The sequence below is a fragment of the Candidatus Melainabacteria bacterium genome (genome assembly GCA_003963305.1).
Taxonomy (GTDB): Bacteria; Cyanobacteriota; Vampirovibrionia; order Obscuribacterales; family Obscuribacteraceae; genus PALSA-1081.
The window spans coordinates 40001-53259 of the sequence record RXJR01000021.1 but is presented as its reverse complement, the minus strand read 5'-3'; the positions used below and the strand labels follow the sequence as shown (position 1 = coordinate 53259).

Genomic DNA, 13259 nt, shown 5'->3' with positions numbered 1-13259 from the left:
CTGAGGCAACAGGAAATCAAGTCAAAGCTTGTCGTTTGAACGACTAGTAGCCTGACATTATCGGAAGGTGGTGTTTGCTAGCTTTGAACGTAGGCACCGCTGGTGGTTTTACTTCAGCAGCGATGATCACTTGCTCTGGAACGCGAAGACCAAAGCGGCCAACTACGTTGTCTTGAATCCCCTGAAAGGAGATGGCTCGCAGCAACTGAGCTGACAGTTCGGTGTTCTGTTCGTTCAAACGGCGTGATTGTTCCTGGGCACGACCAACGTCGTTCGAAGTGGCGACATCCAATCCATATCCAACGATAGCTACTCCGCAGAAAGCTACCAGCACTGTCCGTAGTGCTCGATTAGCGCGCACCACGAGTGGAGCGCGACGGGTTTGTCTCGAGGGAACCGCAGATGGTACTAAGGTCGGTCTTGCTGGTTGAAATTGAAATTGCTGTCCAGCATTCTGTTTTGAAGCTTTGGGAGCGACTGCGCTGATGCGATTCTGTCTGATAACCGGATGTTCAGCAACGTTTTGACTGCTGCGGTTGAAGTTGGGGAGATTTACGTTTGATGCGGATGGAAAGACCGATCCGTTCGCGTAGCTCTCGATGTCCTCTTCTCTTATTCGGCGAATTGAAAGAGTGCTGGGCATATATACTCCTAACCTAACTTTTCTCCCGCCCTCAGTTTAGCACTTCTACTACGTATATTGGCAACAACTTCTTTTTCGTCTGCAACAACCGGTTTGCGCGTTATTATCAGCAACTTGCTTTTGTGATCGCATGTGCAAATCGGCTGCCTGGGCGGGCATACGCAGTCTGTCGCGGCACGCTTAAAAATCTGCTTAACAAGCCGGTCTTCGAGACTGTGGAAGGTGATGACAACAATTTTCGCGCCTGGTTCGAGCAGATCGATGGCGTCGTTCAGAAAACGTTCGAGGCTGGAAAGCTCCGTATTTACAGCGATTCGGATGGCTTGAAAAGTTCTCGTGGCAGGATGTGAAGTGTCACGCGCGGTGCCTTTCTTTTTGTTACGAGGCAGGCTTCGACTGACAATTTCTGCCAGTTCCAGAGTGGTTTTCAGTGGGCGTGCCTTGACGATATTGCGCGCGATCTGCCTGCTGTGCCGTTCTTCGCCGTATTTAAAAATTATCTCTGCTAACTCGAACTCTGATAAGTTATTGATTATCTGCGCTGCTGTAACGTGTTGTGATGCATCCATTCGCATATCCAGCGGACCATCTCGAAGGAAGCTGAAGCCGCGATAAGGATCATCGAGTTGCATCGATGAGACACCCAGGTCGGCCAGAATGCCACCGGATATGGTGTTGATACCATATTTGCCGAGGGCATTTTTTATATCTTCGTAGTTGGAATGAATCAGTTGAACCCAGGGTGGAACCCGCGTGGCCAGCGATTGCAATGACTGTTCGTCTCGATCGATTCCGATTACCGAAGGATTACCAGGACCGCCTCCGCCTGTTTTTTCTGCAATGCGAAGCAGATGCCCCCCGGCCCCTGCTGTAACGTCGACGTAGAGCTTACCGGGCTGCGGATCTAGCAGCTCCAGTGTTTCTTCTAATAAAACCGGTACATGCGCCAATCCGGCTTGACCTGGACTGGCCGAGCCGGATTCTCTAGACGGTTCAATAATCACTAATTCTTCAGGCTTTCTGTATGCCGATTATTGGTTCGCTTGGTGAGGAAATCGAAGTCCCAGCAGAACAAATATATCATTTGCATAGTCAACAGTCCCGTGACGGCTGTAAGGAGCACAGGGCTGCACCATTCAGGCAAAATGCCTGCGCCCAGATTCATATAGAGGGCGACGTTCAAGGCGACTAGCGGCATCAGGAACAGAGCTACGATAGTGGTCAGCTGGCGGCTTGTAGCGGTTGTGCCGGCCCAGTGCCAGCGCAGACCGTCCCACCAGAATGTGGGCGCTATTTTGACACCCATGCTGTTTGCCGGGCAGAGCAGGCGTCCGCCTCTCAGGGGCACATAGGAACGTTCACAGCTGTTGCACTTCATTGTTTCAGTCAAGCCGAACGGCTCGAGACTGCCGCAAGTGCAGCGGGGGCAGGGGTAATTCTGATTGAGCGAGATGATTTGCTGATGGAAAGACAGTTGTTGGTACGATTGATTGAACATTGAAAGCTCGCCTGTGCGTGAGACTCTTGCCGATATCAGGATGCGAGAAACGAGCACTTCTTACCGATGAGGTCTCGGCGTGAGGCGCTTTCTATAGATTTCCCTACAGAGACTTAATACCCGCCTTTCGCCAGTTAATTGCACCTTGGCAACCAAAATGAAGAAATTTAATATTTGGCGGAACGAGCCAGCAGCCGCAGTCTAAAAGTGAGGGTCTTTCCTGCTGGCTCCTAAAACGCCAACTGCCAACATGAGCTTGAACAAAACCGCGTAGTCCGAATCTGAAAACTCAATCTGGCGCCCGTCTACGCGCCTTACCTGGGGTAGAAGCTCGGCTGCGTCTGCCATAGCCGGGTCTATCATCGTGATGCGCATCGTGGAAGGACTCGGTGGTTTAAACAGCTGCCAGCTGCGTTTGTCTTTTATGGCTTTTTCGGCGCCGGACTGCAGTGCCGCCAGTGTTTCTTCAAACGGCGGACACTCGGCCGAATAGCGCGACACGGCTTTCTTGGTTTGTATGCAGGTGATTGGACCGAGCAGCTCGCGTGCTTCTTCGCAGACCACGTCGTCGCCTGTAAGCAACATCACAGGGATGCCGAAATAACCGCACAGGGCAGCATTTAAGCCCGTCTCGCCGACTGACTGACCGTTCAGTTTGACGTCGAGGAACACTGTGGCGCGGTACGTGTGGCTGAGAACACCGCGCTGAGAGCCGGCTCTGGCGTGATAGCCCACGAAACAAGCGGCATCGACCTTCTCATCATCGAGGTACTGCGCGCCTGAGACCATCGAGTAGGGCTTCTGCCAACCATTTATAAGTGATGCTTTGGGGGCCAGCTGTTCGATTCTTAAGTTGCGCATATCGAAGTGCGAGTCATTTACAAGCACATGAGAGGCGCCACCCTTGCGTAAACCCTCGATGATTGCGTTTGTTTCTCGGTGCATGAGGCCGACGGCACGCTCATAGCCGGGTTCGCCAGGTTGCGTCTGGCTGGAGTGCAGAACGCCGTTCACTCCCTCTAAATCTACAGACAGGTATATGCGCATTGTTTTTACCAGAATTTTGGACGAGGCTATTCTAGCGGATGCCGAAGCTGAGAAGCGGCTGTTTCGCCTCTCCATCCCGTACTCGCTTGACAAGGTGATCGCACTGTTTGCATATGTAACGCAAATACGAAAAAACGTGAAGGTGAGACTGTTCGCATGATTGAGTCATGTCAAGGCCAAAACGTTATAATCAAGACTGCGATTTTCAGGTGACCCGGTAAAAGTTATTGATTCCATTCACAAAAATGCAGGGGTTAGGTAACGACTTCGTCGTTATCGGAACTCGTGACCTGACTGCGATTGACGCCGGTCGGGAGCTACTTCGTCACTGGAAGGATCGGTACAGCCGATTTGCCAGGGCTGTTTGCGATCGTCGATTCGGAATCGGTGCCGATGGTCTTATCGTTATGGTTGATTTTCGCGATCAACCCGAGTTGCGAGAAATGTTTGCTTATCCGGACGTTTCGCAATCGGATGTCGGTTGGATATATCTCAACGGCGATGGCTCTAAATCAGACATGTGCGGAAATGGACTGCGCTGCGCTGCGCTCTGGGCTCGCAATCATTTCGCCGTCTACGACACTAGATTCACTATCGCTACTGCTCGTGGAAAAAGCGAGATCATTTATAAGAGTGCGAACGAAATTACAATCAATCTTGGTGAGCCGGTTCTCGATGCTAAATCGGTGCCTGTGAAAACTAAAGCGAAGCAGTTCGTTAATGCGCCGCTAAATTTTTCTGACCTGAAGGCAACTTGCGTGAGCATGGGAAACCCGCATTGTGTCATCTTCGATGCGCCACCAGATGCAAAACTTTTAGGACCGTCCGACAGCGATGATCCAGCTGCGCGGTTTCCTTCCAACTACGCTTCATATGCTCCTCAAATACAATCACTAGACATATTTCCTGAAGGCGTGAATGTCGAATTTGCATTGATAGAGTCAGAAAGTCGCGTTCGTCTATATGTATGGGAACGCGGTTGTGGAGCCACTCTTGCATGCGCTACCGGGGCTGCTGCGACGGTCGTAGCCGGAGTTCTGGAAAAGAAGCTGGCCAGAAAAGTGACCGTTAATTTGCTTGGAGGCTCGCTCGATGTTGAGTGGTCAGAAAAAGACAATTGTGTTCGTCTGACGGGACCTGCAAATGAGACATTTTCTGGTAACTTTGAATTGTCATCGATGCTAGATGATGTCATGACACGGGGTCAGAGGGAGGCAATCTGCTCGTGACCGTTCCTGCAGAGACAAGAAAAGAGTGGATACGTAGTCGTCGCCAGCGAAAAAAAGTGGCTCGACGTGCTCGTTTTCGCCGCCAGATGGTGCGGTATATGGTGCTCTGTCTCTTGCTTGTTTTGGGCTGGAGTGGTTTCACGAAATTGCCCTGGACATTGAAACATGGTCAGGAAGATATACTCGTTCACGGCAATCAGGTAGTTTCTGTCGAGCAGATTCGAGGCGCGATTGCAGATGTCGGCAAGACTCCTCTATACCGTGTCAATCCGCGTCTGCTCGAAAAACAAATCGTGGCGCTCAAGGCCGTAAAACACGCCTTTGTTCGACGTTACGCTCTGCCTAAACCTCGGATCGTAGTTGAAGTTCTGGAAGAGTTTCCCTGGGCAAGCTATTCGCAAGGACCGGAACAGCCGGTCGAATGTGTCATTGCGCAATCGGGACGAATGATTCCAATCAAGGATTTTCCATCGATCACGCAACCTCAATTGATTTTCTACGGCAAACCCGGCATGAAGATGGATCATTCGAATGTCGCGCAATGGGCGAAGTGGGTGGCATATATATCCGAGCAAACTGGTCAACCGGTTGAATATGTCGATCTCAGAAATTCGAACGACGTGCAAATTCAAAACGGTGATTTGCATCTCAAGCTGGGCATCGCTGATACCAGTTTGACACGACGCCTGGGCCGCCTCACTTCGGTACTCGCTGCGATTCAGCCGATGAAGAGCCGATTGGAATATATCGATTTGAGTCTGGACAATAATATTCCGCTCAAAGTTTCGAAGAAAGAAAAGGAAGCGAAAGATATTAAGGAGCGCACAAGCGCAACTGCAGCTACCACGCATCCGATCTAAGATCGTGGCAGCGAATCCTTCAGACTCATAGCAATGCAGTCGATTCGGACTCAGGGCAGCGCATCCGCTTGAGATTCAGGGCGCGTCAAGGATGTCCTTTATCTCGGCTTGAACTTGCGCGTCGCGGAAAACTTCAATTTCTTTGCCCACTTTTGTGTAACCTTTGGGCACAGCTTCGGGCTTTACATTTTTGACCGGTGAGATTTCCGCCGTCCACAGAAAACGATTGCGAAATCCATCTTGATTGACTATTTCCAAAGTGATGGGAAATAGATCTGTTTTGAATGAGTTGAGACCGCAGAGTCGTTTTACAACTTTTCCGGCTGGCTTGGGCAAGTTTGCATAGTTCAACACTCTATAGACGGATGAGCGCGCGTCTTTGAAAGCGTTGAAGGAATGGTCGATTTGTCCTACAGGATAGTCGATGCAATCCAACCCATTTTGCATTTTTACGTGTTTGGCGCGTGATGCAATTTCTCGCATCAAAATCAGCTCAGTCAAATGCAGTTGAGTCGAAGTAGTGATGTAGCTCGCTTCGAAAGCGTTCAAGGGCGTTTCGCAGAAGAGTTTACTGCGAGTGTTGAGGGTCAGAATCTTCCAATCTGGTGCCGCACCAATAATTTGCAGTGACTTTTTAGGCAGTTCGATTTTGAAATAGTGTGGTGCTAGCAGTACATTTTGTTGTCCGCACGCAGAGGACATTTGCTTCAGCCGCAGCCCGTCTTCGCTCATTGCGGCTGATGTCGATTGGATGGCAAGATTGCACGCCGTAAAAAGTGCCGCACTGAATATAGTGCGATGATTATTTTGCGACCTCTTCTTTGAGGTTTGCTTTAGCACGATTCCACAAGTCATCTAGCTGTTTTGGACTCAGAGATTTAAGTGGGACTTCAGAGAGGCACTCCATTTTTCTGAAACGCTCTTTGAATTTCTCTATCGCCATTATCAACGATTCTTCCGGATTGAGTCCGTGCCACCGCCCGATGTTTACCAGAGTGAAAAGCACATCGCCCATTTCGAGATCTATTTCGCGGCGCGCCGCTGTTCGTTTCTCTGGCTTTTTCATGTCAGGATTAGAGATTGCTTCTTTAAGCTCGATAATCTCACTGTCCAGTTTGTCCCAGACCTGTCCTTCGGTTTCCCACTCGAAACCTTGAGTGACGGCCTTCTCTGAAATCTTCAGCGCTTGCAACAAGGCTGGCATTGCGACAGGCACCCCATCTATTGCGGATTGATCCGGGGATGCTTTCGCCTTTTCATTCTTCTTTATCTCTTCCCACTGTCCGACTACTTCTTTGGCGTTGTCGATTTTCTTGTCGCCGAACACGTGAGGATGACGGCGAATCATTTTGTCATTGATGCCTGCTGCAACGTCCTCAATGTCGAATGTTCCTGCGTCTTTCGCCACCTGCGCGTGAAGAACCACCTGAAGAAGAAGATCACCGAGTTCTTCTTTCAGCTTGTCAGGCTCACCGCTGTGAATGGCTTCCTGTACTTCGTATGCTTCTTCGATTACGTATCTGGCCAGGCTCTCGTGCGTTTGTTCGAGATCCCAGGGACAGCCATCTGGCGCCCTTAAGCGTGCGATGGTCTGAATGAACTGCTCTAGATTTTTTGCCATTGATAGCGCCTTTTGTGTTGAAGAACGAGGCTATCACAGGTTTTATGGGCATACATTTAGGAAGGCTTATCGTTATATTTCACCGATTGGCGCCTGCTTCCTGGTAATCTGTGCCATTGATAAACTCGAATCTTCCGATTTTCATTCAAAAATAGGATCCTGAATTGTGGACATCTCTGTAATTGGCGCTGGATACGTAGGACTGGTAACGAGCGCGTGTTTAGCCTATCTTGGCAACCGTGTCATTGCTGTCGATTCAAATCGCGAGAAGCTCGAATTGCTCAAACAAGGACGGGCACCGTTCTTTGAGCCTGGGCTGGACGAGTTTTTGACAGATGCAATCAAGTCTGGATTTTTGGAATTTTCAGACAGCATTGAACATGCAGTGGCCAGGTCAGAAGTTATCTTTATCGCAGTCGGCACGCCGCCTCTGTCTAACGGAGAGTCAGACTTGTCGCAAGTCATGGCAGTCGCCCGAGCGATTGGTCGCTCGTTAGATTCTTCCCGTAAGCGAATTATTGTCAACAAATCCACAGTGCCTGTTGGGTCGGGTAACTGGGTGGAGATGCTAGTCAGCCAGGGTGTACAGGCTGTGCAAACTGTGCCTGCGCGCTCCTCCAAAGCAGATGCGCCGGTTTTTACAGTCGTCAGCAATCCTGAATTCCTTAGAGAAGGAAGCGCTATTACTGATTCTTTCTATCCGGACCGAATTGTCGTCGGCGCCTCAGACGAGCATGCTGCTACGCAAATGAAGCAGCTATACAAGCCTATTCTCATGCAATCCTTTGATGCTCCGTCTTATGCACCGAGACCGGCAAATTTTTCCAATGTGCCTTTCGTGATAACAGATGTGCCGAGCGCCGAGCTAATTAAGTACTCGGCCAATGCGTTTCTTGCCCTCAAGATCAGTTTTGCTAATGAAATTGCAGGACTTTGCGAGAAGGTCGGCGCCGATGTGCGGCAGATTGTGCGCGGCATTGGGCTCGACAAACGCATTGGTTCGAATTTCTTGAATGCCGGTGTTGGTTGGGGTGGTAGTTGTTTCGGCAAGGATATTGGCGCATTGCAACAGGTCGCGCGCGAATATAGCTATCCGACTCCGCTTCTAGAGGCGACGGTAGAGGTAAATGAACGGCAGCGCCTGGTGGTTATCAAAAAGCTGCAGGAAGAGTTGAAGATATTGAAAGGGCGAACCGTTGGCTTGATGGGACTTTCATTCAAGCCCAACACAGACGACCTCAGGGACGCTCCGAGTTTGACGATCGCACGCCAGTTGCTCAAGATGGGTGCGGCGGTCAAAGTTTACGATCCTGTCGCTAACAATATTTGTCGCGAACAGCATGGTGAGCTTGATTTGGTTTATTGCGACACGATCACTCATCTGGCTACGGATTCTGACGCCCTTGTTCTTGTCACTGAATGGGATGAATTCCTTCGCACAGACTGGAAGGCCTTGTCAAAAGTAATGCGTTGGCCTTTGATCATAGATGGAAGGAATATATTGCTCGAATCCGACGTCACCGGCGCTGGATTAATTTACAGGGGGATCGGACACTAATGCGAGTACTCATCACTGGCGGTGCAGGCTTCATTGGCTCCCATCTCGTTGATCGCATGATCGCCGATGGTCATAACGTAATAGCGATGGATAACCTGATCACCGGCAATCTGGACAACATTGCTCAGCATCGTTCCAATACGAAGTTTGAATTCATTCATCACAACGTCAGCAATCATATACATGTTGCCGGTGATCTGGATTGGGTGATTCACTTCGCTTCGCCGGCAAGTCCTATTGATTATTTGAACTTGCCGATTGAGACTTTGAAGGTGAATTCGCTGGGAACTCATAACACGCTCGGGCTAGCCATGAGAAAGGGTGCCAAATACTTTCTCGCCAGCACCTCCGAAGTTTATGGTGACCCTGAAGTGCATCCGCAGCCTGAGTCTTACTGGGGTAATGTGAATCCGATTGGACCGCGTGGCGTCTATGACGAAGCGAAGCGCTTTGCGGAGGCGATAACCATGGCTTATCATCATAAGCACAATCTTGATTCGCGCATCATCCGCATCTTCAATTGCTATGGACCTCGTCTGCGTTTCAACGACGGACGCGTGGTATCAAACTTTATTCATCAGGCACTCACTGACAAACCACTCACCATATATGGTGCGGGTTCGCAGACGCGCAGCTTCCAGTATGTTTCTGATCTGGTGGAAGGAATCGTTCGCTTAATGGGCGTCAAGTTCCACGAACCAGTAAATCTGGGAAATCCGCAGGAGCGAACTGTTGCAGAATTGGCTGCTTTGATTAAGGAGTTGACCGGCTCCAAAAGTGAGATTGTATACGAACCCCTGCCGACCGATGACCCTAAGCGCCGTTTGCCCGATATTTCCCGCGCCAAGAAGTTGCTTGATTGGACGCCGGAGAAAGATTTGATCGAGGGTTTGAATACGACGATTGCCTGGTACCGTGAGCATTTGCCGCAACTTACTGCTGCGCAGAAGTAAGTCGTCTATAGTCTTCAAACACCATGAGACTGGCTCAGTCTAGGGATTTCCGATCTAGTCAGCCGGGTCTTGTCGTGGCAGAATGGACTTAGCGTCCTGGCGAGGCTCGTATGACCGCGAAAGACGGCAACAATGAATTTCTCATCAATTTGTTCGTAAAATTGATCGGTGTTCTGTATCTTTGCCTGATGGTCTTCACTTCGCTGGACGGTTTACGTCAGTTTTTCATTGTCTCGAGTCCGCTTCTGGTTGTGTTTGTGCCGGGATATTTGGAGGCGGTCCATGTTACTCATGGCACAACATGTGATTGCTTCGAGCGTGATTCGCGATGCGAAATTCTTTTCTGGTATCAGTTGGCTGGAAAATTCCTCCTCGTGGTTCCGTTGTTGTGGATGTCGATATTCTTCTATTACGCTATAGAAGTTGGAATTGCCGGTGCTGTTAATTCCATGATTGGGGCGATCATGTTGACCGTTATTTTCTTCGCCGCGTATTTTTTCCTTATTAATGCGGTCGTCGCGGTGAGAAAACCGTAGCCGGTTTTGAAACTAGGGAAACTACTAGTACCATTTCAGGGGTAGACTGGACGAAATTAGTTCAAGCGCCAAGTATCGTAGGAGCATACCTGGCGAGGACGAATTATGTCGAACAGAAAGACTCTCTCTTTAGTAATGGCTGCTGCTTTCGCTTTCACATCAGCTTCGATTTCGGGAGCGGTTGCAAAAGATTCGGCCGAACGACCACACATGGATCTGGCATTTTGCATTGATACCACGGGTTCGATGCAGCATGAAATTGATATGGTGAAGAATAAGACCAAAGAGCTGGTAGCCAAGCTGAGCACCGGAAAACCGGCACCTGTTGTTCGCATTGGCTTAGTGGCGTTTAGAGATCGTGGCGATGAATATGTCACAAAGGTTTTTCCGTTTTCCGATAACATCGACCAGGTCGTCAAAGATATATCTGGTTTGAAAGCGGCCGGTGGCGGTGATGGACCTGAATCTGTCAATGAGGGATTGCATGTTGCTCTGAATAATCTTGAATGGAGCAAGGAAAAGGACACAGCCAAGTTGCTGTTCTTGATCGGCGATGCCGGACCTCACGATTATGCCAATGACTACAAGTGGGACGATGAGAGTAAGAAAGCAATCGCTCGCGGAATACAGATCAACACGATTGCCTGCAGCGGTTTGGAGAATTACCCGGGAATGCGTGGCGTCGATGTATTTAAGCAAATTGCTAAATTGACTGATGGAAAGTACGATACGCTTGCCTATCGCTCAGAAGTAGTTGATGCTAGTGGCAAGCGTGAAACAATTGTCACCGCAGGTGGTGCTACATATAGAATGCGTGCCGGTGAGAAAGATTGGAAGACTGCCGCCGCTGAAGGCCGTATGGACAAGGCCGGATATACTGCTGCTGCGTCTATGCCGATGGCAGCGCCAATGAGCGCATCGCGCCGTGGGCATGACTCTGGTTCGACTGCGGTTGCAGGAATTATGAGAGCTGAAGTAATGCCAACCGGTGGCAAGGGTGTCTCGTATGATGCTGCTCCATCGCGCGGCGACAGTAATCTTGATGAAATCGTTCTGGGCGCGGCGAGAGCGAAAGCTAAAAAGCAACTGAACGTATCGTATTAGAACTTCTCTCGGTCCGCAGTACCTCCTTACGCGGAGTCGACCCGACTGGTCTAAAACTGAGAGAGCGCAAGCGTCTTGCTTCTGGGTTAGCAGGGCGCTTTCGCGCTGTTCAGTTCAAAAAGCGTCATTTCATGTCGGCGCAGCGTAAATTTTTTGCGCGTCAATTTGTTAGACTGAAACGGTTCCGATTGGACTTTTTCTTTGAGCTCGTTCAGTAGATATCTAATTGTCAACCTTGTTGTTTGCTCGGCAATTACAAGTGCGTCCGCGGCAGAACCGGCTGACAGTTCTCTGCCACTCAGTCAAGCCGCTCCAGGCGTAGTCGGTGCTCCGGTGCCCGCGCCCATGGCTATGCCTGTGCCTGTGCCAGCCGCTTTGCCGGCATCTGCGACCGTACCGGCGCAAGCACCTGCGGCTGTTCCTGTGTCAGTGCCAGTGGCTGTGCCTGCGTCAGTGCCAGTGGCTGTGCCTGCGTCGGCACCAGTGGCTGCGCCTGCGTCGGCAACAGTGGCTGTGCCTGCGCTTCCCGAACAGTCACCAGTGGTCAAATGTTTGGATCACCTTACTTTGCCTGGTTGGAACTCAGTTACTGGTTTCTCATCCGATGCAAATCCTGATAGAACTACTATGCTTAAGGAATTTGGTTGCAGAACGAGTTTCTCAAAGGGGTTTCAACGTGGGCAGCGCAGAATTGACGCAGTTGTCTATTCGTTCAGCTCCTCACAGGGCGCCTATGCTGCATATGGTTTGCTGCATCGAGGCTCAACCACCTTTGTGGCCAGAGGCGATGCCTCCAGTGAAGACGATCAGAGTGTGTCAATTTGGAAAGACACATACTTCATCAGTGTTAGTGGAACTTCTGAAGATGACGAGGAAAGCAAGCTTGCCGTCAGCAGTGTCGCCACTCAACTAACAAACTCCATTGCCGGGCACGGTGAATTACCTCAGGTTGTGATGCGGTTGCCCAGCCTTGATCGGGTTCGTGGTAGCGAAAGATTAGTCCTGGGACCAGTCTCGGCGCGACGATTTTTTCCTGCGCCGTCTTTGAATCTACTGGCGATTCCTAATTCTCGCGGCGGCGGTATCGCTGATTATCAGTATCAGGCGCCTTTCCGCGAGCGTATGAAGCTGCTTGTCATCGATTACGGCAATAGCACCGCTGCGGCTCAAGCTTATCAACAGTATGTGCAGTCTATCGAGGAGCAGCATCAGAATGTCTCGCCTAGTGACGTTCAAAATCGTGCGCTTTTCAAGCTGGCAAACTCATTCCTCTTATGCGAGTTGCGAGAGCAACGTATTTTGCTGGTGAGCGGTGCGAGAAAGCGTGCGGCGCCCATGATTTTGGCGCGGCAGGTAATGTAACGTTAGGCACCGCTGGTAGTGCAGGCGCTGCCTTGACGAGAGCGTGTTGCTTTCTGCACGTCCCTGAGAGCATGAGTACGGCGCACAGTTTGATGTCTAGATTTAGCTCAGCCGTATAACAGTTTTTCCGAATCTTCTATATAGAGCGCAAGGATTTGCTTCTCTTTGCAACCGGGGTGTTGGGGAGCATAGTTCATTAGTGTTCCGCTCATGGGCACTGGACACGCCCACAGCGCGACTTATGGCGCAGCGGAGATGCGTTGGACCCGACGCAGCACGCCTGCGTGTGATTTGTACCGACTGGACCTGGCACGCATCACACCGGGTGTTACGTGCCCCGGTCCCTGCGCCCGTGAGTGCGTATTCCCACTGAAACCATCACTCTAACTGCTCAAAAAATTTTGGGAAATTCCTATATATAGAATCTAGATCGGCTCCCTGTGCGCATATTGACTACCCGTGGCAAATAACACGTGACTTATTTCTACTGCTGGAAAATTACTTGCCATCCGAATTTGCCAGTGCTTTCAATGCCGAAGACCGCCAATCAAGCGCGTTTTCAGTCCATTGCGAGCGACCGTCAAAATGCAAATCTAAAGGAAAAGTATATATCTCGAATTGCTACAACATAGTGAAAATGGCTGTTTTGGCGCTTTTTGCGAGTTGACACCTTTGGGCCTCGTTGATATGATTTATCTTGTTGCGTGTCACTGAGTGATTGCTCGGTCGACACGACGTTGAACCCTGATAACTGAATAGCCATCAAGGCGCCTGTCAAAAGCTTTGAGTAGGCAAACTAAACGTTTAACAATCATCAGTACTCCTGGTGGTTTTTGACAACGGAGAGT

The 13259-nt window shown here is 50.2% G+C and carries 13 protein-coding genes, 1 rRNA gene and 1 pseudogene (1 of these 15 cut by a window edge); 8 read left to right on the top strand and 7 right to left on the bottom strand.

Annotated features, from left to right (window positions below; genetic code table 11):
• Positions 1-43: 43 nt before the first annotated feature.
• From EKK48_20240 to EKK48_20225, 4 genes are all read right to left on the bottom strand, one after another.
• Positions 44-643, bottom strand: coding sequence for a hypothetical protein (locus EKK48_20240; protein RTL38771.1), 600 nt, complete (start codon positions 641-643; stop codon positions 44-46).
• Between the two features lie 8 nt (positions 644-651).
• Entirely contained in the window at positions 652-1593 is a 942-nt protein-coding gene (gene rsmH, locus EKK48_20235) for a 16S rRNA (cytosine(1402)-N(4))-methyltransferase RsmH (GenBank protein RTL38892.1), read from the bottom strand.
• Positions 1594-1646: 53 nt separating this feature from the next.
• Positions 1647-2141, bottom strand: a complete 495-nt coding sequence (locus EKK48_20230) for a hypothetical protein (GenBank protein RTL38770.1) — start codon at positions 2139-2141, stop codon at positions 1647-1649.
• A 201-nt stretch (positions 2142-2342) separates the two neighbouring features.
• Positions 2343-3263, bottom strand: a complete 921-nt coding sequence (locus tag EKK48_20225) for an aminopeptidase (protein RTL38769.1) — start codon at positions 3261-3263, stop codon at positions 2343-2345.
• A 152-nt stretch (positions 3264-3415) separates the two neighbouring features.
• Here EKK48_20225 and dapF point away from each other — a divergent pair, with 152 nt between their 5' ends.
• Positions 3416-4417 (top strand): diaminopimelate epimerase, encoded by a 1002-nt coding sequence (gene dapF, locus EKK48_20220; GenBank protein RTL38768.1) that lies wholly within the window; start codon positions 3416-3418, stop codon positions 4415-4417.
• Positions 4414-5277 (top strand): FtsQ-type POTRA domain-containing protein, encoded by an 864-nt coding sequence (locus tag EKK48_20215; protein ID RTL38767.1) that lies wholly within the window; start codon positions 4414-4416, stop codon positions 5275-5277. Before dapF ends, EKK48_20215 begins: the two co-directional genes overlap by 4 nt.
• Positions 5278-5352: 75 nt before the next feature.
• Here EKK48_20215 and EKK48_20210 read toward each other — a convergent pair whose 3' ends face one another.
• Positions 5353-6009 carry a hypothetical protein gene (locus EKK48_20210; GenBank protein ID RTL38766.1) on the bottom strand — a complete coding sequence of 219 codons (657 nt, stop codon included), beginning with the start codon at positions 6007-6009 and terminating at the stop codon, positions 5353-5355.
• A 70-nt stretch (positions 6010-6079) separates the two neighbouring features.
• A complete protein-coding gene (locus EKK48_20205) occupies positions 6080-6898 on the bottom strand; it encodes a nucleoside triphosphate pyrophosphohydrolase (GenBank protein RTL38765.1) in 819 nt (272 codons plus the stop codon).
• A gap of 166 nt (positions 6899-7064) precedes the next feature.
• On the opposite strand from EKK48_20205, the gene EKK48_20200 reads away from it, so the two are divergent.
• The 4 genes from EKK48_20200 to EKK48_20185 all read left to right on the top strand — a co-directional run bounded on the left by EKK48_20200 (position 7065) and on the right by EKK48_20185 (position 11049).
• Positions 7065-8456, top strand: coding sequence for a UDP-glucose/GDP-mannose dehydrogenase family protein (locus EKK48_20200; protein RTL38764.1), 1392 nt, complete (start codon positions 7065-7067; stop codon positions 8454-8456).
• On the top strand, positions 8456-9409 hold the full coding sequence (locus EKK48_20195; GenBank protein RTL38763.1) for an SDR family oxidoreductase: 954 nt from the start codon (positions 8456-8458) through the stop codon (positions 9407-9409). The genes EKK48_20200 and EKK48_20195 overlap by 1 nt, the downstream gene beginning before the upstream one ends.
• Before the next feature lie 110 nt (positions 9410-9519).
• Positions 9520-9945 (top strand): hypothetical protein, encoded by a 426-nt coding sequence (locus EKK48_20190; protein ID RTL38762.1) that lies wholly within the window; start codon positions 9520-9522, stop codon positions 9943-9945.
• A gap of 105 nt (positions 9946-10050) precedes the next feature.
• Positions 10051-11049 (top strand): VWA domain-containing protein, encoded by a 999-nt coding sequence (locus EKK48_20185; GenBank protein ID RTL38761.1) that lies wholly within the window; start codon positions 10051-10053, stop codon positions 11047-11049.
• 392 nt (positions 11050-11441) lie between these two features.
• Here EKK48_20185 and EKK48_20180 read toward each other — a convergent pair.
• A pseudogene (locus tag EKK48_20180) lies at positions 11442-11579 on the bottom strand (histidinol dehydrogenase).
• Between the two features lie 97 nt (positions 11580-11676).
• Between EKK48_20180 and EKK48_20175 the strand changes: the two are divergent.
• Positions 11677-12411, top strand: a complete 735-nt coding sequence (locus tag EKK48_20175; GenBank protein RTL38760.1) for a hypothetical protein — start codon at positions 11677-11679, stop codon at positions 12409-12411.
• An 837-nt stretch (positions 12412-13248) separates the two neighbouring features.
• A 16S ribosomal RNA gene (locus EKK48_20170) occupies positions 13249-13259 on the top strand (it continues 1500 nt past the right edge of the window).